Source organism: Streptomyces sp. NPDC031225, assembly GCF_055570355.1.
This window is the reverse complement of sequence record NZ_JBVIHJ010000019.1, coordinates 99,567-125,990: the sequence shown is the minus strand read 5'-3', so window position 1 is coordinate 125,990 and position 26,424 is coordinate 99,567. Positions and strand designations below refer to the sequence as shown.

Here is a 26,424-nt window from a genome sequence, read left to right as displayed (position 1 = left end):
CTCAAACCGTCTGGGCAGGAAGGTACACGCTTTTGAGCGATCGCTCAATCAGGGGGTACGAGAAAACCCCGGCCCGCGCGGGCCGGGGTTCGCATGCGGGGGGGGTCAGCCGGCGAGGTGGCGCTCCACCGTCTCCACCTTGGACGTCAGACCGTCCGTCACACCGGGGCGGATGTCCGCCTTGAGCACCAGCGACACTCGCGGCGCCCTCGCCTCCACGGCGGCCACGGCCCGCTTGACGACGTCCATGACCTCGTCCCAGCTGTCGCCTTCGATCGAGGTGAACATGGCGTCGGTGCGATTCGGCAGCCCCGACTCCCGGACGACCCGCACCGCGTCGGCGACGTACTCCCCCACGTCCTCGCCGACCCCGAGCGGGGTCACGGAGAAGGCGACGATCATGCGTTCACGACCCCTTCGTTGCGGGCGCGGGAGGCGATGACGGCGTCCTCGGCCTCACGCTTGAGCTTGCGCTCGGCAAAGAAGCCGCCGGTGGGCAGCACGGAGAGGACGAAGTACCAAATACCAGTCTTCGCAGACCACTTGGTGCGGTTCCAGGCGTCGAGCCAGAAGATCACGTAAAGGATGAACAGGACGCCATGGAGCATGCCCATCGGCCGCACGGCGTTGAAGTCCGTGGTCCGCTTCAGCACCGAACAGACGAGCAACAAGAGGAACGAGATCGCCTCGGGGGCGGAGACCAGGCGGAGGCGTCGGATGGCGGAGGCTGTCTTGAGGTCCACGGGTCACCTTCGGTGGGAGGTACGTCGGTCTGGCGGTTTGTGAACGAACGCACAAGCGTTTGCCCATTGTGACAAACGATCCCGCACCCCCGGGCCCGGGGGGTCGAAGCGCGCCTACGGGAGTGCCTCCGTGGGCGACGGCGGGTGCGGCCCGGTGGGGGCTGGTCGCGCAGTTCCCCGCGGGGCGCTGCGCTGGGCTTGGGCCGGGCGCCTACGTGAGTGCCTCCGGGCGGCGACGGGCGAGTGCGGCCCGGTGGGGGGCTGGTCGCGCAGTTCCCCGCGCCCCTGGGGGGTTGCAGGCGGCCTGCGCCAAGACGAACTGTTCGCCGACTCGCGCGCACCACAAAGCGCCCGCAGCCGCCGACGGCGTGAAGGGGACGGGGTGGGGGGTGTCCGCCCGCAGCGGCCGGCGTCCGGAACCGAGCACTGCTCAAGGAACCGAGCCGCCGGACCGAGGACGGACACCCCCCACCCCGGCCCCGACCCACCCACCGAACCGCAGGCGCATTAAAGGGGCGCGGGGAACTGCGCAAAACGCCCGCCCCCACCAACCCGCACAGGCCGCCGCAGGCCGCCGCAGGCATCACCCCCCACCCCCTAGGGGCACACTCAGGGTGGACCTCCACCCCCAGAACCTGTTCGCAACGGCTTTCGGCCAGCTACCTTCACTCCGTGGCGATGTTTCGACTCCAAGGCAGCAAGGTGCTCGCCGTCGACATGACCGGGGACGCCGTCAAGGCGAAGAACGGCTCGATGGTCGCGTACGACGGGCAGATGGCGTTCAAGAAGATGAGCGGCGGTGGTGAGGGGATCCGCGGCATGGTGACCCGGCGGATCACCGGCGAGCAGATGACCGTGATGGAGGTGTCGGGGCACGGGACGTGCTGGTTCGCGGACCGGGCCTCGGAGATCAACCTCGTCAGTCTCCAGGGGGACAAACTGTTCGTCGAGTCGAGCAACCTGCTCGCGACCGACGCCGGACTCAGAACCGGCACCAGCTTCACCGGCCTCCGCGGGGCAACGCAGGGCAACGGGCTCTTCACGACGACCGTCGAGGGCCACGGCCAGGCCGCGATCATGTCCGACGGCCCCGCGGTCGTCCTGCGGGTGAGCCGCCAGTACCCACTGACCGTCGACCCGGGCGCGTACATCGCGCACCAGGGCAACCTGAGCCAGTCCTTCCAGTCCGGTGTGACGTTCCGCACGTTCATGGGCGAGGGCGGCGGCGAGGCCTTCCAGATCCGCTTCGAGGGCGACGGCCTGGTCTACGTCCAGCCCAGCGAGCGGAACACGATCGCGGGGGATGTGTGAGATGCCCTTTCGTGAGATCAACTCCAAGATGGTCGAGGCGACCGTCCTCCCGGGCCAGCGTCTGTTCAGCCAGCGCGGCGCGATGCTCGCCTACAGGGGCGAGGTGTCCTTCACACCGAACATCCAGGGCGGCCAGGGCGGCATCGCGTCGATGCTCGGGCGCCGGCTGGCCAACGAGGACACCCCGCTGATGACGGTGGAGGGCAGCGGCACCGTCTTCTTCGGGCACGGCGGCCACCACGTCCAGGTCATCAACATGACCGGCGACACCCTGTACGTCGAGGCGGACCGCCTGCTGGCCTTCGAGGGCACCCTCCAGCAGGGCACCATGTTCATGGGCTCGCAGGGCGGGGTCATGGGCATGGTCCGGGGCCAGGTCAGCGGCCAGGGACTCTTCACCACCACCCTCAAGGGCCACGGCTCGGTGGCCGTCATGGCCCACGGCGGTGTCTTCGAGGTCCCCATCACCCCGCAGCGCCCCGTCCACGTCGATCCGCAGGCCTACGTCGCCCATCACGGCGACGTCCGCAACAAGCTGTCGACGGCGCTCGGCTGGCGCGACATGGTGGGCCGCGGTTCCGGCGAGGCCTTCCAGCTGGAGCTCAGCGGACACGGCGCGGTGTACGTCCAGGCCTCGGAGGAGAAGCTGTGAGCCACTACCCGGGCGCGGGCCCCACCGTGTACGACCCGATGACGCTGCCCTCGGACGACAACGTCAACAACTACACCTTCTGCGTGGAGCTCAAGGGGAGCCAGTGGTTCCTGCAGAAGGGGAAGATGATCGCCTACTACGGGCAGATGGACTTCAACGGCATCGGACACGGCCGTTTCGACGGCCTCATCCGTACGTCCTTCCATTCGCCTCTGCACGCGAGCGACTGGGTCGTGGCGGAGGGTTCGGGCAAGATGCTCCTCGCCGACCGGGCCTTCGACGTGAACTCGTACGACCTGGAGAACGGCAACCTGACCATTCGCTCGGGCAATCTGCTCGCTTTTCAGCCAAGTCTGGCTCTCAAGCAGTCGATCGTGCCCGGCTTCCTGACCCTCATCGGAACCGGAAAGTTCGTGGCCGCCTCCAACGGCCCGGTGGTGTTCATGGAGCCCCCGATCCGGGTGGACCCGCAAGCGCTTGTGGGCTGGGCGGACTGCCCCTCGCCGTGCCACCACTACGACCACGGTTACATGACCGGTCTGATGGGCGGTCTACGTGCGATGACGGGCCTCGGCGGGGCCTCCGGCGAGGAGCACCAGTTCGAGTTCGTGGGGGCCGGAACGGTACTGCTCCAGTCCTCCGAGGCGCTCATGGCCGAGCAGGCCACGGGGGTGGTTCCGCAGGAGCCCGGAGTTCCCGGCGGATACGGGGCACCCACAGGGCATCCACAGCAGCCGGGGGCACCGCGCCTTCCCGGACAGCTGGGGGACCTCCAGCGTCGCTTCGGGCTGTGAGCGGTAGTCTGCGGAGTGTGACATCGAACGCGTGCGCACCGTCACACCACCCTCATTAGTTCGCCTTTCAACCTTTTAGGTAGACTTCATTTATGGAGACCGAGACGGCCACGCGCTGGCTGACCGATGCGGAGCAGTGCGCCTGGCGCACCCACCTGGAGGTCAACAGGCTGTTGACGTATCAACTCGAGCGGGACCTACAGCCGTTCGGCCTGACGATGAACGACTACGAGATCCTGGTCAATCTCTCCGAGTCGGAGGGCGTACGGCTGCGGATGAGCGACCTCGCGGCCGCCACCCTCCAGTCCAAGAGCCGGCTCTCGCACCAGATCACCCGCATGGAGAACGCGGACCTGGTCAGGCGCGAGAACTGCGAGTCCGACCGCCGCGGCCTGTACGCGGTGCTGACCGAGCACGGCATGGAGACGATGAAGAAGGTCGCGCCCCATCATGTGGCGTCTGTGCGGAGGCACTTCATCGACCTCGTGCCGGACGAGTCCCTGACGGAACTGGACAAGGCCCTCAAGCCCATCGCGGAACATCTGCGGGGGCAGCGAGGCCGCCCGTAGGGGCAGGCAGGGGCCGCCGGGGCGGCCGTATCCACATGCGGCGCCGCCGCGTGGGCGCGACCGGCCCCTGAGGCACAGCAGCATCACAGCACCGGCAGGCGGAGTTCGAACAGGGCTCCGCCTGCCGGTGCGTTGCGCACCGTCAGGGTGCCGCCATGACGAACGGCGACATCCCGGGCGATGGCGAGACCGAGCCCGGCACCCCCGTCGTCCCGCGCCCGCGCCTCGTCCAGCCGCACGAACCGCTCGAAGATCCGCTCCCGGTCCCCGTCGGGCACCCCGTCCCCGTCGTCGGCGACCTCGACGACCGCACGGTCCCCGTCCCGCCGTACGGCCACGGACACCTCGGAGCGGGCATGCCGCTGCGCGTTGTCCAGCAGGTTGGCGAGCAGCCGCCCCAACTGGCCACGCGATCCGGCGACATCCACGCCCCGGGCCTCGACCGTCACCCGCGGCCTGTCCGCCGCACGCTCTCGGACCAGTGCGGCCAGGTCGAACCGTGTGTCCCCGGCCCGCTCCCCGGCGTCCAGCCGGGCCAGCAGCAACAGGTCCGCGGCGAGGTGCTGCAGCCGCACCGTGTCCTCGACCGCCCCGTCCAGGTCCAGCAGCTCCGGATGCGCGGCGGCGACCTCCAGCTGGGTCCGCAGCGAGGCGATGGGGCTGCGCAGTTCGTGGGAGGCGTCCGCGACGAACCGGCGCTGGCGCTCCACCGAGGTCTCCAGCGCGGCCAGCGTCTCATTGGTGGTGCGGGCGAGGCGGGCCACCTCGTCGTGGGTGGCCGGCACCGGGACGCGGCGCGCGAGGTCCTCGGAGGCGGTGATCGCCGCCATTTCCTGGCGGATGGCCTCGACCGGGCGAAGGGCGCGACGTGTGACGGTCCAGGTCACCCGGGCGACCACGCCGAGGAGTACGGGCAGGCCGATCAGCATGACGGTGGCGGCGGTGTGCACCGCGTCCTGCTGGGCCTGGAGGGAGGCACCGGCGTACACGAGGACCGTCTCGTCGCGCCGGTCGGTGACTTCGACCTCGGCGAACCGGTACGCGACGCCGTCCCCGTCCACGGTGGCCCGTCCCCGGCCGTGCCAGGTGACCTCACCGATGTCGCCGGCGTCGGGCGCGTCCCCGCTGTCGCCGCCGTCGCCCTGCCCCGCGTCGGGGCTCGGGACCGGGGTGACGTCCGGGACACCGGTCCCGCTGATCGACTCCAGGTCCTCGCTCGCCGCGAGCACCCGCCCGTCCCCGTCGACCACCTGGACCGGATGGTCCTCGTCCAGGTCCAGCTCCCGGTACGGCACGCCCTGCGCGATCTGTGCCGCCACGGCGCGGGCGGCGCCGTCGGCGGCCGTGTCCGCCTGGCCCGCGAGGTTGCTGCGCAGCGACAGCAGGACGACGGCTCCCGCAGCGACCAGGGCGAGGGCCACCACGGCGGTCGCGGCCAGCGTGGCCCGGGCCCGGACCGAGCCGAACAGCCGCCTCATCTCCCGGCCTCCAGCCGGTACCCGGCACCCCGGACCGTCCGGATGAGCCCCGCCTCCAGCTTCCGGCGCAGCGTGCTGACGTACACCTCGACGATGTTGGGGTCACCGTCGTACGCGAAGTCCCAGACGTGCTCCAGGATCTGCGCCTTGGAGACCACTTCGCCGGCCCGCACCGCGAGCTGTTCCAGGACGGAGAACTCCTTGGTGGTCAGGGTGACCTCGGCGCCGTCGAGGAAGACCCTGCGGGCGGCGGTGTCGATCCGGAGGCCGCCGAGTTCGAGCACCGGCGAGGCGCCGTTCCCGTTGCCGCGCCGCCGCAGCAGGGCCTTGATGCGGGCCACGAGGACGACGTAGGAGAAGGGCTTGGTCAGGTAGTCGTCGGCGCCGGTGTCCAGGCCCTCGGCCTCGTCGTACTCGCCGTCCTTCGCGGTGAGCATGAGGATCGGCACCTCGTGGCCCGCGGCGCGCAGGGCGGCGCAGACCCGGTAGCCGTTGAGGCCGGGCAGCATGATGTCGAGGATCACCAGGTCGTACGACCCCTCGGTGGCCCGGTGCAGTCCCTCCCGGCCGTCGTGGACGACGTCGACGGCGTAGCCCTCGGCGGTGAGGCCCTTGGCGAGGGACAGGGCGAGTCGCTTTTCGTCCTCGACGATCAACAGGCGCATGCGTACAGGGTGGCAAACCGAACCTGAAGACGCCTTCAGGTGGCTTCAGGTCGGCTTCAGCTGCTCTCCGGCAGCGTGGTGGTCGTCGAAAGCGAACGAAACCGAACGGTTCTGGAGGAATCCTCATGAAGCGCAACATCGTCATCGCCACCCTCACCGCCGCCGCCCTGGCGACCGGCGGCACCGTCGCGGCCTTCGCGGCGGGGAACGACGAGGCGACGGCGACGCAGCGCCAGGCGAACACCGGCGTCCAGGCCGCCGCCGACCACGACGACTCCGACGACGACCGCACAGCCGCCCCTACCGGCAACGTCACCGCCGCCGAGGCCATTGCGGCCGCCCTGAAGCACACCCCGGGCACCGCCGTCTCCGCCGACCTGGACGACGACGGCGCCGACGCGTGGGAGGTGACCGTCGTCAAGGGCGACGGCACGGAGTACGACCTGCGGATCGCCCCGGACTCCGGCAAGGTGCTCGGCGCCCAGCGCGACACGGACGACGACAACGACGCCGACGACCGTGCGGGGCTCGCCGCGGTGAAGGGTGCCGGGACCGACGCCCGTGAGGCCGCGCTGGCCGCCGCCGCGAAGGGCACGGTGACCGAGGTCGGCATCGACGACGACAACGGCACCGCGGCCTGGAGCGTGGACACCGTGAAGGACGGCAAGCAGGGCGAGTGGAAGGTCGCCCTCGGCTCGGGCAAGGTCACCCAGGACCGCGACGACGACTGACGCGGCCGTCACACGACAGCCGCACCGCCGCGAAGGGCGCCCCTCCCCCGGGCGCCCTTCGTCATGGTCAGCACCGCCGTCACGGCGACCGCCCCGCCCGTCACCGCGAAACATGCGGCCACCGGCAGCTGCCCGGCCAGGGCCCCGGCGACGGCCGTTCCGCCCGTACTGCCGGCGTTGACGGCCGTGTTGACCCACGCGCCGGCACAGGTGCGGGCCTCGGGAGCGACCGCGGCGTCGGCGATGAGGTACGCGGTGGTGATGGCCGGCGACACGAAGAACCCGGCCCCCGCCATGACCAGGGCGAGGGTGCCGAGTCCGGGGGCCAGCCCCGCGCCGAGCAGCGCCAGGCCCAGGCCCAGGGTCAGCAGGGCCAGCCTGGTCCGGGCGGGTACGCGCCAGTTCACGGACCCGTTGAGCATCCCGCCGACCGCGCTCCCGGCGGACAGCGCGGCCAGCACCCAGGCCACGCTCGCGCCGCCGTGCCGGTGCGTCTCGGCGAAGACCACGACGAGCAGGTCGAGCACGCCGAGCGCGAGGCCCACGGCCGCGGCGGCCACGACGGGACGGCGGACCCGGCCCAGTACCCGCCGACCGCCCCTGTCCCGTCGTTCGGAGGAGGGGGAGGAACCGGCGGGAGGCATCGCCCGTACCGCCGGCGACCGTACGAACCCGGCCGTCCCCGCCACCATCAGGGCCGCCCCGACGACGATCCCGGCGACCGGCGCGGCCACGCCGACGAGGACGCCCACCAGCAGCGGGCCCGAGACGAACAGCAGTTCCTCGGCGACCCCGTCGAGGCTGTACGCCCGCTGGAGCAGCGCCTCGTCGCCCCCGGTGAGGCGGCCCCACACGGTGCGCATGGTCGGGCCGAGCGGCGGGACGCAGGCTCCCGCGAGGGCGGTGAGGGCGCCGAGGAGCGCGGGCGGGGCGCCGGGACGCCAGACGGCCGCGGTGAGCAGGGCGAGCAGCAGGACGTAGGCCGCCAGCATGGGCACGAGCGCTCGCCGCGGTCCGTACCGGTCGATGAGGGCGGCCCGCGCGGGCGCCAGGACGACGACGGTGGCGCCGAAGAGCGCCATCACGGCACCCGCCACGGCGTACGAGCCGGAGGCGCGGGTCACGGAGAGCAGGACGGACAGCGGGACGACGCCGTACGACAGCCTGCCGAGCAGGGCGGTGGTGAAGGCGTGGCGGGCATGCGGAATGCGCAGTACGCGCGCGTAGGACGCGGACATGGTGAGTTCCTCGAAGAGAGGCGGAGAAGGGGGCACCGGGGAGCCGCGGGAGCGGGGTGCTCGGACCGCGGCTCGGTGTCTGCCTATGCCAAGGAGAGGAACATGCCGGTCAACCTATCAAGGGCCTCAGCCCTGTGTGAGCCCCTCCACCAGTTCGTCCGCCGCCCGGTAGGGGTCCAGTTCGCCGGCGACGATCCGCTCGGCCAGTGCGCTGAGGCGCCGGTCGCCGCTGAGGTCGCCGATGCGTGCGCGCAGGGCCGTGAGGGCGATCGCCTCGATCTCGTGGGCGGCGCGGGCGCGGCGGCGCTCGGTGAGGACACCGTGCTCCTCCATCCACGCGCGGTGTTTCTCCAGCGCCTCGACGACCTCGTCGATGCCCTCGGCGCGACTCGCGACCGTCTTGACGATCGGCGGACGCCAGTCGCCGGGGCCGCGGGACTCGCCCAGGCCCAGCATGTGGTTGAGCTCGCGGGCGGTCGCGTGGGCGCCGTCGCGGTCGGCCTTGTTGACGACGTAGACGTCGCCGATCTCCAGGATTCCGGCCTTGGCGGCCTGGATGCCGTCGCCCATGCCCGGGGCGAGCAGCACCACGGAGGTGTCCGCCTGGGAGGCGATCTCGACCTCCGACTGGCCCACCCCGACCGTCTCGACGATGATCACGTCGCAGCCGGCCGCGTCCAGGACCCGGATGGCCTGCGGGGCGGACCGGGCGAGACCGCCGAGGTGGCCGCGGGTCGCCATGGAGCGGATGTAGACGCCGGGGTCGGAGGCGTGGTCCGACATCCGCACCCGGTCGCCGAGCAGGGCTCCGCCCGAGAACGGCGAGGACGGGTCGACGGCCAGGACGCCGACCCGCCTGCCCTGCTTGCGGTAGGCGCTCACGAGGGCCGAGGTGGACGTCGACTTGCCCACCCCGGGCGATCCCGTCAGACCCACCACGTACGCGTTGCCCGTCAGCGGGGCCAGCGCCGCCATGACCTCCCTGAGCTGCGGGGACGCCCCCTCCACGAGGGAGATCAGCCGGGCCACGGCCCGCGGCCTGCCCTCCCTGGCCTGGGCCACCAGGCCGGCGACGTCCTGCATCACAGCTCCGTTCACATGGACGACGTACGACGGCTCAGGCCTTGGGTACCCGCACGACGAGCGCGTCACCCTGACCGCCGCCGCCGCACAGCGCGGCCGCGCCCACGCCGCCGCCCCGGCGCTTCAGCTCCAGGGCCAGGTGCAGCACGAGCCGGGCGCCGGACATGCCGATGGGGTGGCCCAGGGCGATCGCACCACCGTTCACGTTCACCTTTTCGGAGGACACGCCGAGGTCCTTCATCGACTGGACGGCGACCGCGGCGAAGGCCTCGTTGATCTCGATCAGGTCGAGGTCGGAGACCTCCAGGCCCTCCTTCTTGAGGGCGTGCAGGATCGCGTTGGACGGCTGGGACTGCAGGGAGTTGTCCGGGCCCGCCACGTTTCCGTGGGCGCCGATCTCGGCGATCCACTCGAGGCCCAGCTCCTGCGCCTTGGCCTTGCTCATCACGACCACGGCCGCCGCACCGTCCGAGATCTGCGAGGAGGTGCCGGCCGTGATGGTGCCGTCCTTGGTGAAGGCGGGGCGCAGCTTGCCAAGGGACTCGGCCGTGGTGTCGGCGCGGATGCCCTCGTCCTTGCTGAAGACGACCGGCTCGCCCTTGCGCTGCGGGATCTCGACCGGGGTGATCTCGGCCTCGAAGACGCCGTTCTTCTGCGCGGCGGCGGCCCGCTGGTGGGACAGGGCGGCGATCTCGTCCTGCGCGGGGCGCTGGATGCCGAGGCGGGTGTTGTGCGTCTCGGTCGACTGGCCCATGGGGATGTTCTCCCAGGGGTCGGTCAGGCCGTCGTGGGCCATCGCGTCGAGCATCTCGATCGCGCCGTACTTGAAGCCCTCGCGGGACTTCGGCAGCAGGTGCGGGGCGTTGGTCATGGACTCCTGACCGCCCGCGACGATCACGTCGAACTCGCCGGCGCGGATCAGCTGGTCGGCCAGCGCGATCGCGTCGAGGCCCGACAGACACACCTTGTTGATGGTGAGTGCCGGGACGTTCATCGGGATGCCGGCCTTGACGGCGGCCTGGCGTGCCGGGATCTGCCCCGCCCCGGCCTGGAGCACCTGGCCCATGATGACGTACTGCACCTGGTCGCCACCGATTCCCGCACGGTCGAGGGCGGCCTTGATCGCGAAGCCGCCGAGGTCGGCTCCGGAGAAGGACTTCAGCGAGCCCAGCAGCCGTCCCATGGGCGTACGGGCGCCCGCGACGATCACCGAGGTGGTGCTGTTCGATCCAGACATGAGGTGCGATCCCCTTACCGGCTGCACTGCCGAGGAGTGAACGAGGGTTTACTTCGAATGTACTGAGTGGCACTCCGTGCCGTCATCGGCCCGTCGGTGTGATCGCGCGCACGTTGCGTAACCGTTTCGCGAGCGCTGCACTGAGTACATGCTGACGCGAATCGACCACATCGGGATCGCCTGTTTCGACCTCGACAAGACCGTCGAGTTCTACCGGGCCACGTACGGCTTCGAGGTGCACCACTCCGAGGTCAACGAGGAGCAGGGCGTGCGCGAGGCCATGCTCAAGATCAACGACACGTCCGACGGCGGCGCCTCCTACCTGCAGCTTCTGGAGCCGACCCGCCCCGACTCGACCGTCGCGAAGTGGCTGGACAAGAACGGCGAGGGTGTCCACCACATCGCTTTCGGTACGGCGGACGTCGACACGGAGGCGGCGGACATCAAGGGCAAGGGCGTACGCGTTCTGTACGAGGAGCCGCGACGTGGCTCCATGGGGTCACGGATCACCTTCCTGCACCCGAAGGATTGCCACGGCGTACTGACAGAACTGGTCACTTCGGCGCCTGTTGAGTCACCTGAGCACTGACCCTCGTACATATGGGCCGGTAGGGTTGGGGGCGGTCGCCGCTCTTGCGAGGGCGACCGGGTCCTGCCCATGGCGGCAGAACCGCGCCGGGGTCCGGGTTTCGGGGGGCGAGCAGTGGGCGGCAGCCCATGCTCCACCGTGATCTGACACCATTCCCCGGGGGCCCCGTTCGGCGGATGGACAGGGCTCGTTCGGAAAGACTTGCGACCAGGGGACGGATGGGACCGCGCAGTGCGGGGCTACGAACGCCAGGAGCGAGAGCCGGCGGCTGACGTCGACCACCTCTCTCGGTTCGAGGCCGAGATGGATCGGCTGAAGACCGAGCGGGAAAAGGCGATCCAGCACGCCGAGGACCTCGGCTACCAGGTCGAGGTGCTGCGCGCCAAGCTGCACGAGGCGCGGCGCACCCTCATGTCCCGGCCCGAATTCGGCGGCGGCGACATCGGCTACCAGGCCGAGCAGTTGCTGCGCAATGCGCAGGTCCAGGCCGACCAGTTGCGCCAGGACGCCGAGCGCGAGCTGAGCCAGGTCCGCGCGCAGACCCAGCGCATCCTCCAGGAGCACGCCGAGCAGGCCGCCCGCCTGCAGGCGGAGCTGCACCAGGAGGCGGTCACCCGTCGGCAGCAGCTCGACCAGGAGCTGGCCGAGCGCCGCCAGACCGTCGAGTCACACGTCAACGAGAACGTGGCATGGGCCGAGCAGCTGCGCGCCCGCAGCGAGTCCCAGGCCCGTCGGCTCCTGGAGGAGTCCCGCGCGGAGGCCGAGCAGGCCATGGCGGCCGCCCGCGCCGAGGCCGAGCGGGTCGCCGCCGAGGCCCGCCAGCGTCTCCAGAGCGAGGCCGAGGCGGCCCGCGCGGAGGCCGAACAGCTGCTGCGCCGCGCCCGCACGGACGCCGAGCGCCTGATCGACACCGCCTCCACCCAGGCCCAGGAGGCCACCGACCACGCCGAGCAGCTGCGCACCTCCACGGCGACCGAGTCGGACTCCGCCCGCCGTCAGGCCACCGAGCTCAGCCGCGCCGCCGAGCAGCGCATCGCGGAGGCCGACGAGGCGCTGCGCAAGGCGCAGGCCGAGGCCGAGAAGGTGCTCACCGAGGCCAAGGCCGCCGCCGAGAAGGCGCTGGCGAGCGCGGAGTCGGCGAACGAACAGCGCACACGTACGGCCAAGGAGCAGGTCGCCCGGCTCGTCACCGAGGCCAGCCAGGAGGCCGAGGCGACGAAGGCGGCCGCCGAGCAGATCGTCGCGGACGCCCGCGCCGAGGCCGAGAAGATCACCGCCGAGGCCTCCGAGAAGGCCCGTACCCTCACCGCCGAGGAGAGCGCGACCCAGCTGTCGAAGGCGGCCAAGACCGCCGAGGACGTCCTCAACAAGGCGCAGGAAGACGCGCGGAACACCACCAAGGCCGCCGCCGAGGAGGCCGAGCGGATCCGCCGCGAGGCGGAGACCGAGGCGGACCGGCTGCGGGCCGAGGCGCACGACATCGCCGAACAGCTCAAGGGCTCGGCGAAGGACGACACCAAGGAGTACCGGGCCAAGACGGTCGAGCTCCAGGAGGAGGCCCGCCGGCTGCGCGGTGAGGCCGAGCAGCTGCGCGCCGACGCGGTCGCCGAGGGCGAGAAGATCCGCGCGGAGGCCCGCAAGGAGGCCGTCCAGCAGATCGAGGAGGCCGCCAGGACCGCCGAGGAGCTGCTCTCCAAGGCCAAGGCGGACGCCGACGAGCTGCGCCAGACCGCGACCACGGACAGCGAGAAGGTCCGCACCGAGGCCATCGAGCGCGCCACGACGCTGCGCCGGCAGGCCGAGGAGACCCTGCAGCGCACCCGCCAGGAGGCCGAGCGGCACCGCGAGGAGGTCGCCGAGCAGGCCGAGGGCATCAAGGCCGACGCCGAGCGGGCCGCCCGTGAGCTGCACGAGGAGACCGAGCGGGCCATAGAGGCCCGCCGCACCGAGGCCTCCGAGGAACTGACCCGGCTGCACACCGAGGCCGAGGAGCGCCTCGCCACCGCCGAGCAGGCCCTCACCGAGGCCCGTGAGGAGGCCGGGCGGATCCGCCGCGAGGCCTCCGAGGAGACCGACCGACTGCGCGGCGAGGCCGCCGAGCGGATCCGTTCGCTCCAGCAGCAGGCCGAGGCCGAGGCCGACCGGCTGCGCACCGAGGCCGCGTCCGACGCGTCCGCCTCCCGCGCCGAGGGCGAGGCCGTCGCCGTACGGCTGCGTTCCGAGGCCGCCGCGGAGGCGGAGCGGCTGAAGACCGAGGCCCAGGACACCGCGGACCGGGTCCGGGCGGAGGCGCACGCCGCCGCCGAACGGCTCGCCGCCGAGGCGACCGAGACGCTGGCCGCCGCCCAGGAGGAGGCCGACCGGCGCCGCCGCGAGGCCGAGGAGTACCTCGGCTCGGCCCGCCAGGAGGCCGACCAGGAGCGCGAGCGGGCCCGCGAGCAGAGCGAGGAGCTCCTCGCCTCCGCCCGCAACCGGGTCGAGGAGGCCCAGACCGAGGCCGTACGTCTGGTCGAGGAGGCGGACCGGCGGGCCACCGAGATGGTGTCGGCCGCCGAGCAGCACGCGCAGCAGGTGCGGGACTCGGTCGCCGGGCTGCACGAGCAGGCCCAGGAGGAGATCACCGGGCTGCGCAGTGCTGCCGAGCACGTGGCCGACCGGACCCGGCGCGAGGCGCAGGAGGAGGCCGACCGGGTCCGCTCGGACGCCTACTCCGAGCGGGAGCGGGCCAGTGAGGACGCGGCCCGGATCCGGCGCGAGGCCGCCGTGGAGACGGACGCCGCCAAGGCCCTCGCCGAGCGCACCGTCTCGGAGGCGATCTCGGAGGCGGAGCGGCTCAGGTCGGAGTCGTCCGAGTACGCCCAGCGGGCGCGCACCGAGGCCTCGGACGCGATCGCCCAGGCCGAGCAGGACGCCTCCCGCACCCGGGCGGACGCCCGCGAGGACGCCAACCGCATCCGGTCGGACGCGGCGACGCAGGCCGACACCCTCATCACCGAGGCGCGCAACGAAGCCGAGCGGCTCACCGAGGAGACCATCACCGACACCGACCGGCTGCGGACGGAGACGGTCGCCGAGGCGGAGCGGGTACGCGTCGAGTCGGTCACCGAAGCCGAGCGCGTGCGGGCCGAATCGGTCGCCCGGGCCGAGCGGTTGATCGGCGAGGCCGCCGGGGACGCGGAGCGGCTGCGTGCCGAGGCCGCGGACACGGTCGGGCAGGCCCAGCAGCACGCGGAGCGGATCCGTACCGAGTCCGAGCGGGTCAGGGCGGAGGCGGCGGCCGCGGCCGAGGAACTGGTCAACTCCGCGCGTACGGAGGCCGAGCGCACCCTCGACGAGGCGCGCAAGGACTCCAACAAGCGGCGTTCCGAGGCGGCCGAGCAGGTCGACACCCTCATCACGGAGACCGCCGCCGAGGCGGACAAGCTGCTCAACGAGGCGCAGCAGCAGGCACAAAAGGCCACCGCGGACGCGGAGGCACAGGCCGACAGCATGGTGGGTGCGGCCCGCAAGGAGGCCGACCGGCTGGTGTCCCAGGCGACGGTCGAGGGCAACTCGACGGTGGAGAAGGCCCGTACGGACGCGGACGAGCTGCTCGTCGGCGCCCGCCGGGACGCCACCGCGATAAGGGAGCGCGCGGAGGAGCTGCGCGACCGGATCACGGGCGAGATCGAGGCGCTGCACGAGCGGGCCCGCCGTGAGGCCGCGGAGACCATGAGGACGACCGGCGACCGCTGCGACGCGCTCATCAAGGCGTCCGAGGAGCAGCTCGCGAAGGCTCAGGCCAAGGCCAAGGAGCTGGTCTCGGAGGCCAATTCGGAGGCCGGCAAGGTGCGGATCGCCGCGGTCAAGAAGGCCGAGGCGCTCCTCAAGGAGGCCGAGCAGAAGAAGGCCACGCTGGTCCGGGAGGCCGAGGAGCTCAAGGCCGAGGCGATCCGCGAGGCCAAGCGCACGGTCGAGGAGGGCAAGCGCGAGCTCGAGGTGCTCGTCCGGCGTCGCGAGGACATCAACACCGAGATCTCCCGTGTCCAGGACGTCCTGGAGGCGTTGGAGTCTTTCGAGGCTCCATCGGCGGGCAAGGACGGCGGCGTCAAGGCGGGCGCAGCGGTCGGCGCCCCCCGTTCGGGTAAGCCTTCGGACAGCTAACCGACTGGTTGCTTCCGGTCCCGTCTGGGGCCTTTGACCAAGTTTTTGGCAAGCCGTCCCGGGGTTAGCCACTCAAAAGGGGTGTCATTCTCCAGATCAAACACGTATCCGCTCGATGACACACCGCTTCGGCCCCTAGGATTCCCCCTATCACCTCACCGGTCTCATTTGACAGGAACCCCATGAGCGACACTTCCCCCTACGGCTTCGAGCTTGTGCGGCGTGGGTACGACCGCGCTCAGGTGGACGAACGGATCTCCAAGCTCGTCTCCGACCGTGACAGCGCTCTCTCCCGCATCACAGCCCTGGAAAAGCGCATCGAGGAGCTCCACCTCGAGACGCAGAACGCCCAGGCCCAGGTATCCGACGCAGAGCCGTCGTATGCCGGCCTCGGCGCGCGTGTCGAGAAGATCCTCCGCCTCGCCGAGGAGGAGGCAAAGGACCTGCGCGAGGAGGCCCGTCGCGCGGCCGAGCAGCACCGCGAGCTCGCCGAGTCGGCGGCCCAGCAGGTTCGCAACGACGCAGAATCGTTCTCTGCGGAGCGCAAGGCCAAGGCCGAGGACGAGGGCGTCCGGATCGTCGAGAAGGCCAAGAGCGACTCCTCCCAGCTGCGCCAGGAGGCGCAGAAGGACGCGCAGCAGAAGCGTGAGGAGGCCGACGCCCTCTTCGAGGAGACCCGCGCCAAGGCCGCGCAGGCCGCAGCCGACTTCGAGACGAACCTCGCCAAGCGCCGGGAGCAGTCCGAGCGCGACCTGGCGTCCCGTCAGCAGAAGGCGGAGAAGCGCCTCGCGGAGATCGAGCACCGCGCGGAGCAGCTGCGCCTGGAGGCCGAGAAGCTGCGTACCGACGCCGAGCGTCGCGCCCGCCAGACGGTGGAGACCGCGCAGCGCCAGGCCGAGGACATCGTGGCCGACGCCAACGCCAAGGCCGACCGCATCCGTTCGGAATCCGAGCGCGAGCTGGCGGCTCTGACGAACCGTCGCGACTCGATCAACGCTCAGCTGACGAACGTCCGCGAGATGCTCGCCACGCTCACGGGTGCCGCGGTGGCCGCCGCCAGCTCCCCGGTCGAGGACGAGCCGATCTCCCGTGGGGTTCCGGCTCAGCAGTCCCGCTAGTCAGCAGCGCGTTCCAGAGGCCCGCACCGTCTCCCCCGAAGGTGCGGGCCTCTGGCGTGGGCGGCCCCTCTGCCCACCTCCCCCGTCCGCCGGCCGCGCGTGTGCACGGCCTGACGGTGAGCGTCGTCGCGCGGGTGCCCGCGCCCTCTCCGGCCGCCGTACCCGTCACCGCGCTCCCCGCCCATGCCCTGCGCGCCCCTCGCCAACTCCCCGGCACTGACGTCCCTGCGCCACCGGCAGGAACGGCCACCACCGACCCTCGGCGGTACTGAGGGCCCTCCCCTCCGGTCTCGGCCATGGTGGTTTCGCCTGTGGCGTCGGCCGGTTCACGGGTTTCACGTTTCTTGCCGTGCTCGTCGGTCTCCGTTTGCCCATCGGAGTGGCATTTGCTGGAGCCCACCCCTAGCGTGGTCGGCATGATCGAGCTCGAGGGGCTGACCAAGCGGTACGGCGAGAAGGTGGCGGTCAACAACCTGACCTTCGCCGTCAGACCGGGCATCGTCACGGGCTTCCTCGGTCCCAACGGTGCCGGCAAGTCGACGACCATGCGCATGATGCTGGGCCTGGACCGGCCGACCGCAGGCGACGTCCGTATCGACGGCAAGCACTACGACCAGCTCAAGGACCCGTTGACGTACATCGGCGCCCTGCTGGACGCCAAGGCCATGCACGGCGGGCGCAGCGCCTTCAACCACCTGCTGTGTCTCGCGCAGAGCAACGGGATCCCCCGTAAAAGGGTGCACGAGGTCCTCGACACCGTCGGTCTCACCTCCGTCGCCCGGAAGAAGGCCAAGGGCTTCTCGCTCGGCATGGGCCAGCGGCTCGGCATCGCGGGCGCGCTGCTCGGCGACCCCCGGATCCTGATGTTCGACGAGCCGGTCAACGGGCTGGACCCCGAGGGCATCCACTGGATCCGCAACCTGATGAAGTCGCTGGCCGCGCAGGGGCGGACCGTGTTCGTGTCGAGTCACCTCATGAGCGAGATGGCGCTGACCGCGGACCACCTCGTCGTCATCGGCCAGGGGCGGCTGCTCGCCGACACCTCCATGGCCGACTTCATCGCGCAGAACTCGCGGTCGTACGTCCGTATCCGCACCCCGCAGCGCGAGCGGCTGCTCGACGTGCTGCACGCGGCCGGGGTCACCGTCGTGGAGACCGGCAACGGCACGCTGGAGGTGGACGGCAGGAAGTCGGAGCACATCGGCGAGCTGGCCGCCCAGCACCAGATCGTGCTGCACGAGCTGAGTCCCCAACAGGCCTCCCTGGAGGAGGCGTTCATGCAGCTGACCGCGGAGTCGGTCGAGTACCACGCACACAGCGACGCGCCGCCCGAGCAGCAACAGGCCTGGGGCGACGGCTGGAAGGGGAACTGAGCATGGCGGCGACCCAGGTCATCCGCTCCGAGTGGACCAAGATCCGGTCGGTGGCGTCCACGGTGTGGACGCTCTCCCTCGCCGTGGTCGTCACCATCGGGCTCGGCATCCTGATCTCGGCTCTGTCGAAGAACGAGTTCGACAACATGAGCCGGCAGGACCAGCTCTCCTTCGACCCGACGTTCGTCAGCTTCGCCGGGATGACGCTCGGCCAGCTCGCGATGATCGTGTTCGGGGTGCTCGTGGTCGCGAACGAGTACAGCACCGGCATGATCCGCACCTCGCTGGCGGCCGTGCCGCAGCGCGGCACCTTCCTGGCCGGCAAGATCGCGGTGGCGACCGCGCTCTCGCTGGTCGTGGGTGTCGTCACCACCTTCGTCACGTTCTTCCTCGGGCAGGCGATGCTGGGCTCCCACCGGGCGGAGATCGGAGATCCCGGAGTGCTGCGCGCGGTCATCGGCGGCGGCCTCTACATGACCCTCATCGCGATGTTCTCGATGGGCGTCGCCGCGATGCTGCGCTCGCCGATGCTGTCGCTGGGCATCCTGATGCCGTTCTTCTTCCTGATCTCCAACATCCTGGGCAACGTCTCGGCGACGAAGAAGATCGGCCGGTTCCTGCCCGACCAGGCCGGCAGCAAGATCATGCAGGTGGTCACCCCGCTCGACGACGACACCCCCTACGGCCCCTGGGGCGGGCTCGGCATCATGGCGCTGTGGGTGGCGGCGGTGCTGATCGGCGGGTATGTCCTGCTGAAGAGGCGGGACGCCTGAGGCCGCCCGAAGGCTTTGCTTTCATTTGAGCGGAACCGTCAGCGTCCCGATAAGCTCCTAACCCTTACGGGGGGCGTGTGCCCCGCTGTCCTGAACCTTGCGATGGGTGCGGAGCATGATCGAGGCAGTCGGCCTGACCAAGCGCTACGGCGACAAGACCGCTGTGTACAACCTTTCCTTCCAGGTACGTCCCGGTGCCGTCACCGGCTTCCTGGGCCCCAACGGCTCCGGCAAGTCGACGACCATGCGGATGATCCTCGGGCTCGACAACCCCACCTCGGGGCAGGTGACGATCGGCGGCTACCCGTTCCGCAGGCTGCCCAACGCGGCCCGGCAGGTCGGCGCGCTGATCGACGCCAAAGCCGTGCACGGCGGCCGGTCGGCCCGTAACCACCTGCTGTGCCTGGCCCAGCTGTCCGGCATCCCGGCCCGGCGGGTCGACGAGGTGCTCGGTGTCGTCGGCCTCCAGGACGTGGCCAGGAAGCGCTCCAAGGGCTTCTCGCTCGGCATGGGGCAGCGGCTCGGCATCGCGGCCGCGCTCCTCGGCGACCCGCAGGTGCTGCTCTTCGACGAGCCGGTCAACGGTCTCGACCCCGAGGGCATCCTGTGGGTGCGCAACCTGATGAAGGCACTGGCGGCGGAGGGCCGTACGGTCTTCGTCTCGTCCCACCTCATGAGCGAGATGGCGCTGACCGCGGACCATCTCATCGTCATCGGGCGCGGACAGCTGCTGGCCGACATGGGCGTGGGCGACTTCATCGCCGCGAACTCCGCCGGGTTCGCGCGGGTACGGACGCCGGACACCGAGCCGCAGCTGCGCGAGAAGCTGTCGGCCGCGATCACGGAGGCGGGCGGACGCGTCCTTCCCGAGCAGGACGGCGCGCTGCGGGTGACGGGACTGCCCCTCCCCCGCATCAGCGACATCGCCCACGACACGGACGTACGCCTGTGGGAGCTGTCCCCGCACCAGGCCTCGCTGGAAGAGGCGTACATGCGGATGACGCAGGGCGCCGTGGACTACCGCTCGACCAGCGACCAGAAGGCGGGGCTCATGCAGCCCCTGCCCCCGGGCGCCCAGCCCCCCATGCCGGTTCCCGGCCAGGGGCAGCCCGACTGGTACCCGCCGGCACCGCCGCAGCAGGGCGGCCAGCCGTTCCCGGGACCGCAGGGCCAGCCGCAGCCGGTCCCGTACGGCGGCCCCAACCCATACGCCCAGCCGGGCCCCGCGGCGCCCCAGGCCCCGGCTCAGCCGGCCGCACAGGCCTCCGCACCGCAGCCCCCGGCCGCCGCGCCGGTGCCGCCGACATACGCGGCCCCGCCGCAGCCCTCCGCTCCCGCCCCGCAGGGATCCGCTCCCGCCACCCCGACCCAGCCCGAGGACGCCCGATGAGCACCCCGCAGCCCCCGATGCCGCAGGCCGCCGCAGCGCACTGGCAGGCGCCTGCCGGACCGTCGTCGCACCCGGGCTACACCTCGCCGATCCCCGTCGTACGGACGCATCTCGGGCACGCGATCGGATCGGAGTGGACGAAGATCCGCTCGGTGCGGTCGACGATCTGGACGCTGGGCGTGTTCGTGCTGCTCGTGATCGGCATCGGGCTGGCGGTCGCCGCGATCCTGTCGGCCAACGCCTCGCAGGACGACCTGAGCGGCGAGAGCCCGCTGTCGTTCGGGTTCTTCGGACTGCTGCTCGGCAGCATGTGCGTCATGACGCTCGGCGTGCTGACCACGGCCTCGGAGTACGGCACCGGCATGATCCGGACCACGATGGTCGCCTGTCCCTCCCGCGGCCGCGTCCTCGCGGCGAAGGCGATCGTGTTCTTCGGCGTCGCCTTCGTGACCACCCTGGTCTCGGTGTTCCTCGTCGCCCTCCTCGACGTGGCAATGCTGGACGGCGCCCGGACCCCGACCGGTCAGGAGTGGCTGAAGGGCACCTTCGGCATCTCGCTCTACATCGCGCTGCTCGGCCTGCTCTCGCTGATCATCGGCTCGATCATCCGGCACTCGGCCGGCGCGATCACGATCATGATCGGCGTCGTGCTCGCCCCGCTGGTCATCGCGCTGTTCATGTTCTCGCAGTCCCTGGAGGGCCTGCGCCAGGCGCTGTTCGAGTACTCCATCCCGAACCAGCTCAGCGTGTTCTACGCCAACTCCCTCAGCGAATCCGGTCCGTCGGGCTGGGACCCGCTGTGGATCATCATCGGCGTGACAGCCGTTCTGTTCGCCGGCGCCTATGCCCTCCTGGAGAACCGGGACGTCTAGAGGAACCCCGGGGCTCGAAGAGGCCCCGCCCTAGAACTTCGGCGCGTTACGGGACCGCTGCACCCGCGTGGTGCGGCGGTCCCGCGCGTTCCAGCACGCCTTGTGCCAGTGCCGGCGCTCGTCGACGCCCGAGTGGTCCGGCCACGCCACGATGTGCGGGACGCCGTCCGGGATCATCTGGTCGCAGCCCGGACAGCGGTACGTCTTGCCCTGCGCGCTCGCCCCCGCCACATGACGGATGTTCCACTCCTCGCCCTGCCAGTGCGTCGAGGACTGGAAGCCGCCGTAGCGGCCGGACCGGTCGTCCTCGGCGCTCCGGTCGGCCGAGTCCGACGAACCGGCACCCTTGGGTCGGTTGCGACGCGGGGACACAGGACACCTCACGGGGCTATACAGGGAGCAGGAACCGCGTCCAGCCTACGCGGCGGGACGCGGAGTACGCGTAGGGAACCAACCCCCACAAGTCCCCCTCCGGGGAGACCCATTCTGCAGACAATCGGCAAATCTCTCCGCCAGGCCGTGTCCTCGGCACGTGTCAGACGGTTATGCCGAGTGGGGGAGCTCCGTGTCGGAGCCAAGGAAGCAGGAAAAGCACATGCACGTAGGAACATTCGTGTTGGCGGCCCAGTTCCCGGGACAGGGGCAGGGGGAGGCGCTGCACCGCGCGGTCCGCTCGGCGGAGGTCGCGGAGGAGGCCGGACTCGACGCGGTCTGGCTGGCGGAACACCACTTCGTGCCGTACGGCACCTGCCCGTCCGCGATCACCCTGGCGGCCCTGCTGCTGGGCCGCACCCGCCGTATCCGGGTCGGCACCGCCGTGAGCGTGCTGCCCACGGTCCACCCCGTGGCCCTCGGCGAGCAGGCCGCCCTGCTGCACATGACGAGCGGCGGGCGCTTCTCGCTGGGCGTGGGCCGCGGCGGTCCATGGGTCGACCTGGAGGTGTTCGGCACAGGCCTGGAGGCCTACGAGAAGGGGTTCCCGGAATCGCTCGATCTGCTGATGCGCTGGCTGCGCGAGGCGTCCGTCGGCGCCGCAGGCGAGCGCTTCCGGTTCCGTGAAGTGCCCGTCGTGCCGCGGCCGTCGGAGTCGCTCACGGAAACGGACGGCCCCGAGGTGGTCGTCGCCTGCACCTCGCCCGCGAGCGTCCGGCTGGCCGCGGAGCGCGGGCTGCCGATGCTGCTCGGGATGCATGTCGGGGACGAGGAGAAGACGGAGATGGTCGCCCTGTGGCGCAGGCAGGCGCGGGCGGCCGGACACGCGCCGGAGAAGGTCCTGGGAGCGCCCCATGTCTCGGCCGGTGTCTGCCAGATCGCGGACCGGCGCACGGACGCGGTGGAGGCTCTGGTGAAGGCGATGCCGGGCTGGCTCAGGCAGGGGCTCGGCGCCCATGTGACGGTCGACGGCCGCGCACGGCAGATGCGCGATCCGGTGGCCTACACCGAACTGCTCTGCGGGCTGCACCCGGTGGGCACCCCGCGGCTGTGCGCCGACCGCCTCGCGGCGACCAGCGAACGGACGGGCATCTCCCGTTTCGCCCTGCTCGTCGAGGGCTCGGGGGATCTGGCGGCCACCGAGGAGAACGTACGGCGGCTGGGTGGCGAGGTGCTGTCGCATCTGACCTGAAGTGGACGAAAACCCTGTCCGGCGGGAAGCCTGCCGCCCCGTACTGATGCACCTCCCGCGTACGGAGCGGCAAGCAAGCGGCGTCGCGTCAGCAGTCCCGGAACTCCGGAGACTGGTTCAGCAACTGACTGCGCACCGAGGTGAAGCGGACCAGCGTCTCGTCGACCGAGGCGTCCAACGGGAACACCGCCACCCGATGGCAGTTCTGGAACGCCAGCCGTACGCCGAAGTGCCGCTGCAGCGCGCCGCGTATCGCGTCACTCGCAAGCGCACGCAGCAGCTGACCGCGTGCCTGCTCGTCCGGCGGGGGCGTCTGGTTGTCGGCGAAGTTGCCGCCGTCGACCTTCAGCTGGGCCACCAGGGAGCTGATCATCTCCCATGCGTAGGGCAGGGAGGTCCGGACGCAGTCGACGAATTCACGTTCGTCGACCTCGCCTCGCTCGGCCTTCTCCAGTAGGGCCGGTGAGACGTCGAGCGACATGGGTTCTCCTCTCGCACCCCCGGTCACCCGGGGGTTGCCGGACAGATGAGGGAGTTCGCGATACCGAACACGCTCAGTACACGCACCGCGACCTCCCGGTTACTACGGTAGGCAACGGACGGTGACCGCACCAGGAGAATGCGAACAAAGGGCACTCCCAACAGGCCCACAATCGGCCACAAGTGAACAGGGTTCCTTCACAGCCTTACGGGCCGAATCGCGTGGACATGCGCCCGTCGAGTAGCGTTGCCGACCATGCGTCTCGTCATTGCCCGGTGTTCCGTCGACTACGCGGGCCGGCTCACCGCCCACCTGCCCTCGGCCCCCCGTCTGATCCTGGTGAAGGCCGACGGCAGCGTCTCCATCCACGCCGACGACCGGGCCTACAAGCCCCTGAACTGGATGTCGCCGCCCTGCACGTTGAAGGAGGGAGCCGGCGACGACGAAGGCGTCTGGACCGTCATCAACAAGGCGGGCGAGAAGCTCATCATCACGATGGAGGAGATCCTGCACGACTCCTCGCACGAACTGGGCGTGGATCCCGGCCTGATCAAGGACGGCGTGGAAGCACACCTCCAGGAACTGCTCGCGGACCGCATCGAAACGCTCGGAGACGGCTACAGCCTGATCCGCCGCGAGTACATGACGGCCATCGGCCCGGTCGACATCCTGTGCCGGGACGCCGAGGGACAGACCGTCGCGGTGGAGATCAAGCGGCGCGGTGAGATCGACGGCGTCGAGCAACTCACGCGCTATCTCGACCTGTTGAACCGCGATCCCCATCTCGCCCCGGTGCGCGGCATCTTCGCCGCCCAGGAGATCAAGCCCCAGGCCCGCGTGCTGGCCACGGACCGCGGCATCGGCTGCACGGTCCTGGACTACAACGCACTGCGCGGCATCGAGGACGACAAACTGCGGCTGTTCTGACAGCACTTCCTCCGCTACGACGACGAGGGCCGGGTCCGTGAGACGGACCCGGCCCTCCTGTCGTGCGCTGTGCCTCAGATGACCTGCTCCGGGCTGCTCGCCGGGGCACTGGCCGAACTGCTGCTCTCCACCGGAGTGCTGGAGGCCGTGCCGCTGGCCGAGGTGGCGTTGCTCGGGGTCGTGGCGGTCGGGGTGGACGTGGGCGTCACCGAAGGGTCCGGAGTCTCGGACGCTGGCGTCGACGGTGTCGAGGAAGGCGAGCCCGTCGGTGTGGACGGTGTCGACGGCCTCGACGTCGAGGGCCTGGGCGTCGTGGGCCTCGGCGAACTCGGTGTACCGCTGCTCCCCGGCCGCTTCGTCCCGCTCGCGCTGTCCGAAGGCTCCGCCGCTCCCGTGGGCGTCGGATCGTCCGCCGTCCCGTAGGTGCCGTCGGGGCCCGGGTCGGTCGGACGGGATGTGGCCGTGCCCGTGTCGCCCGAACCGTCGCCGTTCTTCGGGGCGTCGGCGCCGAGGTTGCCCTCGTCGATGCCGACGCTGGCCGACGGGTTGGGGCCGACCTGGTCGGAGGGGGCGTTGGGGTCGTTGTCGGAGGTGGCGCCCAGCGTGACGACCGTGCCGAGCACCGCCACCAGCAGCGCGCCCGCGCCGGCCGCAACCAGGTTGCGCTTGGCGAGGCCCTTGAGACCGCCCCGGGCCTTGCGCGAGCGCGCGGGCAGCGAGGACGTGCGGCTGACGACGATCGTCTGCGAGTCGGCCGGCGGCTGGAGCGACGGGAAGGCCGCGGGGACTCCCCCGGGCGGCGAGGCCGACTCGTCGTACCGGGCGTCGGGCACCTCGTCGCCCGCCATCGCACCGAGGGCGGCCAGGCCGGGCGCGGTGCCGTCCCGGTCGGAGACCAGGGCGAGGGCCCGCCGGCCCGCGACGGTGCCGTGCTTGTCGGCGAGGGCGCCGCGCAGGCCGATGGAGGCCTCCAGTTCGGCGCGGGCCTGGTCGAGCTGTCCGCCGCAGAGGGCGAGGATGCCGAGCTCGTGGTGGAAGTAGGCCCGTTCGGACACCTCGCCGACGAGCCGGGAGGCCTCCGCGCCGGAACGCAGTGCCTGCTCCCAGGCGCCCCAGTGACCGCCCGCGGCGAACGCGGGCGCCGCCGTGCGGGCCAGCTGCACGAGGGGGCTCTCCTCGCCCTCGGCGGGCGGGGACAGGGGCTCCTCCGGCTCGGACGAGGCCGAGACCAGGGTGTCGAGGGCGGCGAGCAGGGCGTCCGCCTCGCCGCACACCCGTTCCGGGGTGACGGAGGGGTGTCCGGCCCACCAGCCGTAGTGCTGGGCGGCGGCGAGGGCGCGGGCCCCGCTGTCGTCGCCGTATCCGGCGGCCTCCAGCTGGGCGAGGACGCCTGCGGCGAGCCGGTAGCGGGAACCGACCGGGGAGACCAGACCCGCGGCGGCGAGCTCGCCCAGCGCGGCGTCCGCGTGGGTGTCGCCGACGAGTGCGGGCAGGTGCGCCTGGTGGGGCACCTCGCCGCCGAGCGCGACGGCGAACCGCAGGGTGGTGCGTGCGGACTCGCTCAGCCGGGAGGCGAGCAGCGGAGCCGGTGCCGCGGCCTCACCGAGCGCGGGCAGGGGTATCTCATCGGCGTGGTCCGTGCCGAGGGGTGCGTCGGCCGGAGCCGCGTCCGCGAAGACGCCGAACTCGTCGACGGCGCTCGCCCCGGCCCGCTGCCGGTCGCGCTGCCTGAGCAGGGCGCCGGCCTGCACGAAGCGCAGGGGCAGGCCCTCGGACTCGAACCAGAGGTCGCCCGCCCAGTTCGACTCCTCCTCGGTCAGCACCCGGCCGACGGCGCGCTCCAGGAGTTCGAGGCCGTCGGCACGCTCCAGTCCGCCGAGGACAACCTCCTCGACGGTGGAGTCGGCCGAGGGCGCGGGCACCTCGGGTGTGGCGCCGATCACGAACGCGCACTCGGGGGTGGCGTCCAGCAGTTCGTCGAGCGCGGCGCCGCCGAACTCGATGTCGTCGAGGACGACGACCGCGCCGATCTCCCGGACGCAGGAGAGCAGCCCGCTGCGGTCGGGGCGGTGCAGGGGCGAGTCGAACACGGCGTAGTAGAGGTCGTACAGCAGGTCGGTCGCCGTGCGGTGGAAGCCGGTGAGGCGGACCACGCCGTCGGGCGCGAGGTCCGAGCAGTCCTCGGCGATCACGTCGAGGAGGCTGGTGCGGCCGGATCCCGCGGGGCCGGTCAGGCGTACCGAGCGGCCGCGGGCGAGCAGCCGTACCAGGCGTTCGCGTTCGTCCTGGCGGGCCAGGAGCGGCAGGGCGGTGCGGGTGGGGCCCGGCGGGACGGGCGGGTGGGCCGCGCGGTCCACCTCGGCGCGTTCGGCGGCGCCGTACTTCTCGGGCCGTCCGGGCCGCTCGCCGGGCGGGCAGGCCTCTATCTCGCTGCCGTCGACGGGGTTGACGGTGAGCAGGAAGTCGCCCGCGACGAGTTGCACGGTGCGGGCGAGCGCGGGTGTGTGCTGGCCGAGGCCCGGTGTGAGGGGGTCCCTGGGAGGCCGCTGGCGCGGCGGACCGCCGTCGCCGTCATGGCCGTACTCCTCGGGTCCCAGGTTGTTCGGGTCCATAGGTTTCAAGCCCCCCAAAAG

General features: G+C 71.4%; 24 protein-coding genes. 14 read left to right on the top strand and 10 right to left on the bottom strand.

Annotated elements, in window-relative coordinates; all coding sequences use genetic code 11:
* Positions 1–105: 105 nt before the first annotated feature.
* The gene (locus tag ACZ48Z_RS29695; RefSeq protein ID WP_123763116.1) at positions 106–402 is read right to left on the bottom strand and encodes an MTH1187 family thiamine-binding protein; all 297 of its coding nucleotides are present in this window, start codon (positions 400–402) and stop codon (positions 106–108) included.
* A complete protein-coding gene (locus tag ACZ48Z_RS29690; protein ID WP_468738949.1) occupies positions 399–743 on the bottom strand; it encodes a DUF3817 domain-containing protein in 345 nt (114 codons plus the stop codon). Before ACZ48Z_RS29690 ends, ACZ48Z_RS29695 begins: the two co-directional genes overlap by 4 nt.
* 678 nt (positions 744–1,421) lie before the next feature.
* Between ACZ48Z_RS29690 and ACZ48Z_RS29685 the strand changes: the two genes are divergently transcribed.
* The 4 genes from ACZ48Z_RS29685 (at position 1,422) to ACZ48Z_RS29670 (ending at position 4,069) form a co-directional block, all read left to right on the top strand.
* Positions 1,422–2,054, top strand: a complete 633-nt coding sequence (locus tag ACZ48Z_RS29685) for an AIM24 family protein (RefSeq protein ID WP_468739010.1) — start codon at positions 1,422–1,424, stop codon at positions 2,052–2,054.
* A gap of 1 nt (position 2,055) precedes the next feature.
* On the top strand, positions 2,056–2,706 hold the full coding sequence (locus ACZ48Z_RS29680; protein ID WP_468738948.1) for an AIM24 family protein: 651 nt from the start codon (positions 2,056–2,058) through the stop codon (positions 2,704–2,706).
* Complete coding sequence (locus ACZ48Z_RS29675) at positions 2,703–3,500, top strand: AIM24 family protein (protein WP_468738947.1); 798 nt, start codon at positions 2,703–2,705, stop codon at positions 3,498–3,500. The genes ACZ48Z_RS29680 and ACZ48Z_RS29675 overlap by 4 nt, the downstream gene beginning before the upstream one ends.
* A 92-nt stretch (positions 3,501–3,592) precedes the next feature.
* Complete coding sequence (locus ACZ48Z_RS29670; protein WP_468738946.1) at positions 3,593–4,069, top strand: MarR family winged helix-turn-helix transcriptional regulator; 477 nt, start codon at positions 3,593–3,595, stop codon at positions 4,067–4,069.
* 83 nt (positions 4,070–4,152) lie between these two features.
* Here the strand turns inward: ACZ48Z_RS29670 and ACZ48Z_RS29665 are convergent, their stop codons facing one another.
* Together ACZ48Z_RS29665 and ACZ48Z_RS29660 are read right to left on the bottom strand one after the other, a co-directional pair.
* Entirely contained in the window at positions 4,153–5,547 is a 1,395-nt protein-coding gene (locus ACZ48Z_RS29665) for a sensor histidine kinase (RefSeq protein WP_468738945.1), read from the bottom strand.
* Positions 5,544–6,212 carry a response regulator transcription factor gene (locus tag ACZ48Z_RS29660; RefSeq protein ID WP_468738944.1) on the bottom strand — a complete coding sequence of 223 codons (669 nt, stop codon included), beginning with the start codon at positions 6,210–6,212 and terminating at the stop codon, positions 5,544–5,546. The genes ACZ48Z_RS29665 and ACZ48Z_RS29660 overlap by 4 nt, the downstream gene beginning before the upstream one ends.
* A gap of 125 nt (positions 6,213–6,337) precedes the next feature.
* Between ACZ48Z_RS29660 and ACZ48Z_RS29655 the strand changes: the two genes are divergently transcribed.
* A complete protein-coding gene (locus tag ACZ48Z_RS29655) occupies positions 6,338–6,943 on the top strand; it encodes a PepSY domain-containing protein (protein ID WP_468738943.1) in 606 nt (201 codons plus the stop codon).
* Positions 6,944–6,951: 8 nt separating this feature from the next.
* On the opposite strand, the gene ACZ48Z_RS29650 is transcribed toward ACZ48Z_RS29655, so the two are convergent.
* The 3 genes from ACZ48Z_RS29650 to ACZ48Z_RS29640 form a co-directional block, all read right to left on the bottom strand.
* The gene (locus ACZ48Z_RS29650) at positions 6,952–8,181 is read right to left on the bottom strand and encodes an MFS transporter (protein WP_468738942.1); all 1,230 of its coding nucleotides are present in this window, start codon (positions 8,179–8,181) and stop codon (positions 6,952–6,954) included.
* A 126-nt stretch (positions 8,182–8,307) separates the two neighbouring features.
* Positions 8,308–9,264 carry a methylmalonyl Co-A mutase-associated GTPase MeaB gene (gene meaB, locus ACZ48Z_RS29645; protein ID WP_468738941.1) on the bottom strand — a complete coding sequence of 319 codons (957 nt, stop codon included), beginning with the start codon at positions 9,262–9,264 and terminating at the stop codon, positions 8,308–8,310.
* A gap of 34 nt (positions 9,265–9,298) precedes the next feature.
* Positions 9,299–10,501, bottom strand: a complete 1,203-nt coding sequence (locus ACZ48Z_RS29640; RefSeq protein WP_468738940.1) for an acetyl-CoA C-acetyltransferase — start codon at positions 10,499–10,501, stop codon at positions 9,299–9,301.
* A 148-nt stretch (positions 10,502–10,649) separates the two neighbouring features.
* Here ACZ48Z_RS29640 and mce point away from each other — a divergent pair, with 148 nt between their 5' ends.
* The 7 genes from mce (at position 10,650) to ACZ48Z_RS29605 (ending at position 20,759) form a co-directional block, all read left to right on the top strand.
* A complete protein-coding gene (mce, locus tag ACZ48Z_RS29635) occupies positions 10,650–11,090 on the top strand; it encodes a methylmalonyl-CoA epimerase (protein ID WP_468738939.1) in 441 nt (146 codons plus the stop codon).
* A 231-nt stretch (positions 11,091–11,321) separates the two neighbouring features.
* The gene (gene scy / locus ACZ48Z_RS29630; RefSeq protein ID WP_468738938.1) at positions 11,322–15,233 is read left to right on the top strand and encodes a polarized growth protein Scy; all 3,912 of its coding nucleotides are present in this window, start codon (positions 11,322–11,324) and stop codon (positions 15,231–15,233) included.
* A gap of 182 nt (positions 15,234–15,415) precedes the next feature.
* Positions 15,416–16,351 (top strand): coiled-coil domain-containing protein, encoded by a 936-nt coding sequence (locus tag ACZ48Z_RS29625; protein WP_389095116.1) that lies wholly within the window; start codon positions 15,416–15,418, stop codon positions 16,349–16,351.
* 416 nt (positions 16,352–16,767) lie between these two features.
* Positions 16,768–17,724: an ABC transporter ATP-binding protein gene (locus ACZ48Z_RS29620; RefSeq protein ID WP_468738937.1), complete on the top strand. Its 957-nt coding sequence runs from the start codon at positions 16,768–16,770 to the stop codon at positions 17,722–17,724.
* A gap of 2 nt (positions 17,725–17,726) precedes the next feature.
* Positions 17,727–18,497: an ABC transporter permease gene (locus ACZ48Z_RS29615; protein WP_468738936.1), complete on the top strand. Its 771-nt coding sequence runs from the start codon at positions 17,727–17,729 to the stop codon at positions 18,495–18,497.
* A 115-nt stretch (positions 18,498–18,612) separates the two neighbouring features.
* Complete coding sequence (locus tag ACZ48Z_RS29610; RefSeq protein ID WP_468738935.1) at positions 18,613–19,887, top strand: ABC transporter ATP-binding protein; 1,275 nt, start codon at positions 18,613–18,615, stop codon at positions 19,885–19,887.
* Positions 19,884–20,759, top strand: coding sequence for an ABC transporter permease (locus tag ACZ48Z_RS29605; RefSeq protein ID WP_468738934.1), 876 nt, complete (start codon positions 19,884–19,886; stop codon positions 20,757–20,759). The genes ACZ48Z_RS29610 and ACZ48Z_RS29605 overlap by 4 nt, the downstream gene beginning before the upstream one ends.
* Before the next feature lie 30 nt (positions 20,760–20,789).
* On the opposite strand, the gene ACZ48Z_RS29600 is transcribed toward ACZ48Z_RS29605, so the two are convergent.
* Positions 20,790–21,131, bottom strand: a complete 342-nt coding sequence (locus ACZ48Z_RS29600; protein WP_468738933.1) for an ATP/GTP-binding protein — start codon at positions 21,129–21,131, stop codon at positions 20,790–20,792.
* Between the two features lie 223 nt (positions 21,132–21,354).
* On the opposite strand from ACZ48Z_RS29600, the gene ACZ48Z_RS29595 reads away from it, so the two are divergent.
* Entirely contained in the window at positions 21,355–22,383 is a 1,029-nt protein-coding gene (locus ACZ48Z_RS29595) for an LLM class flavin-dependent oxidoreductase (RefSeq protein ID WP_468738932.1), read from the top strand.
* 88 nt (positions 22,384–22,471) lie between these two features.
* Here the strand turns inward: ACZ48Z_RS29595 and ACZ48Z_RS29590 are convergent, their stop codons facing one another.
* Positions 22,472–22,864 carry an SCO5389 family protein gene (locus tag ACZ48Z_RS29590; RefSeq protein ID WP_389095130.1) on the bottom strand — a complete coding sequence of 131 codons (393 nt, stop codon included), beginning with the start codon at positions 22,862–22,864 and terminating at the stop codon, positions 22,472–22,474.
* 255 nt (positions 22,865–23,119) lie between these two features.
* Between ACZ48Z_RS29590 and nucS the strand changes: the two genes are divergently transcribed.
* Positions 23,120–23,791 (top strand): endonuclease NucS, encoded by a 672-nt coding sequence (gene nucS, locus ACZ48Z_RS29585; RefSeq protein WP_389095132.1) that lies wholly within the window; start codon positions 23,120–23,122, stop codon positions 23,789–23,791.
* Between the two features lie 74 nt (positions 23,792–23,865).
* On the opposite strand, the gene ACZ48Z_RS29580 is transcribed toward nucS, so the two are convergent.
* Positions 23,866–26,403 carry an ATP-binding protein gene (locus ACZ48Z_RS29580; RefSeq protein WP_468738931.1) on the bottom strand — a complete coding sequence of 846 codons (2,538 nt, stop codon included), beginning with the start codon at positions 26,401–26,403 and terminating at the stop codon, positions 23,866–23,868.
* Between the last annotated feature and the right edge of the window lie 21 nt (positions 26,404–26,424).

Coding starts and splice junctions, on each gene's coding strand:
- ACZ48Z_RS29695 (WP_123763116.1), bottom strand. CDS start 402: ATGATCGTCGCCTTCTCCGTGACCCCGCTCGGGGTCGGCGAGGACGTG.
- ACZ48Z_RS29685 (WP_468739010.1), top strand. CDS start 1,422: ATGTTTCGACTCCAAGGCAGCAAGGTGCTCGCCGTCGACATGACCGGG.
- ACZ48Z_RS29680 (WP_468738948.1), top strand. CDS start 2,056: ATGCCCTTTCGTGAGATCAACTCCAAGATGGTCGAGGCGACCGTCCTC.
- ACZ48Z_RS29670 (WP_468738946.1), top strand. CDS start 3,593: ATGGAGACCGAGACGGCCACGCGCTGGCTGACCGATGCGGAGCAGTGC.
- ACZ48Z_RS29665 (WP_468738945.1), bottom strand. CDS start 5,547: ATGAGGCGGCTGTTCGGCTCGGTCCGGGCCCGGGCCACGCTGGCCGCG.
- ACZ48Z_RS29660 (WP_468738944.1), bottom strand. CDS start 6,212: ATGCGCCTGTTGATCGTCGAGGACGAAAAGCGACTCGCCCTGTCCCTC.
- ACZ48Z_RS29655 (WP_468738943.1), top strand. CDS start 6,338: ATGAAGCGCAACATCGTCATCGCCACCCTCACCGCCGCCGCCCTGGCG.
- ACZ48Z_RS29650 (WP_468738942.1), bottom strand. CDS start 8,181: ATGTCCGCGTCCTACGCGCGCGTACTGCGCATTCCGCATGCCCGCCAC.
- meaB (WP_468738941.1), bottom strand. CDS start 9,264: ATGCAGGACGTCGCCGGCCTGGTGGCCCAGGCCAGGGAGGGCAGGCCG.
- ACZ48Z_RS29640 (WP_468738940.1), bottom strand. CDS start 10,501: ATGTCTGGATCGAACAGCACCACCTCGGTGATCGTCGCGGGCGCCCGT.
- mce (WP_468738939.1), top strand. CDS start 10,650: ATGCTGACGCGAATCGACCACATCGGGATCGCCTGTTTCGACCTCGAC.
- ACZ48Z_RS29625 (WP_389095116.1), top strand. CDS start 15,416: ATGAGCGACACTTCCCCCTACGGCTTCGAGCTTGTGCGGCGTGGGTAC.
- ACZ48Z_RS29620 (WP_468738937.1), top strand. CDS start 16,768: ATGATCGAGCTCGAGGGGCTGACCAAGCGGTACGGCGAGAAGGTGGCG.
- ACZ48Z_RS29615 (WP_468738936.1), top strand. CDS start 17,727: ATGGCGGCGACCCAGGTCATCCGCTCCGAGTGGACCAAGATCCGGTCG.
- ACZ48Z_RS29610 (WP_468738935.1), top strand. CDS start 18,613: ATGATCGAGGCAGTCGGCCTGACCAAGCGCTACGGCGACAAGACCGCT.
- ACZ48Z_RS29605 (WP_468738934.1), top strand. CDS start 19,884: ATGAGCACCCCGCAGCCCCCGATGCCGCAGGCCGCCGCAGCGCACTGG.
- ACZ48Z_RS29595 (WP_468738932.1), top strand. CDS start 21,355: ATGCACGTAGGAACATTCGTGTTGGCGGCCCAGTTCCCGGGACAGGGG.
- ACZ48Z_RS29590 (WP_389095130.1), bottom strand. CDS start 22,864: ATGTCGCTCGACGTCTCACCGGCCCTACTGGAGAAGGCCGAGCGAGGC.
- nucS (WP_389095132.1), top strand. CDS start 23,120: ATGCGTCTCGTCATTGCCCGGTGTTCCGTCGACTACGCGGGCCGGCTC.
- ACZ48Z_RS29580 (WP_468738931.1), bottom strand. CDS start 26,403: ATGGACCCGAACAACCTGGGACCCGAGGAGTACGGCCATGACGGCGAC.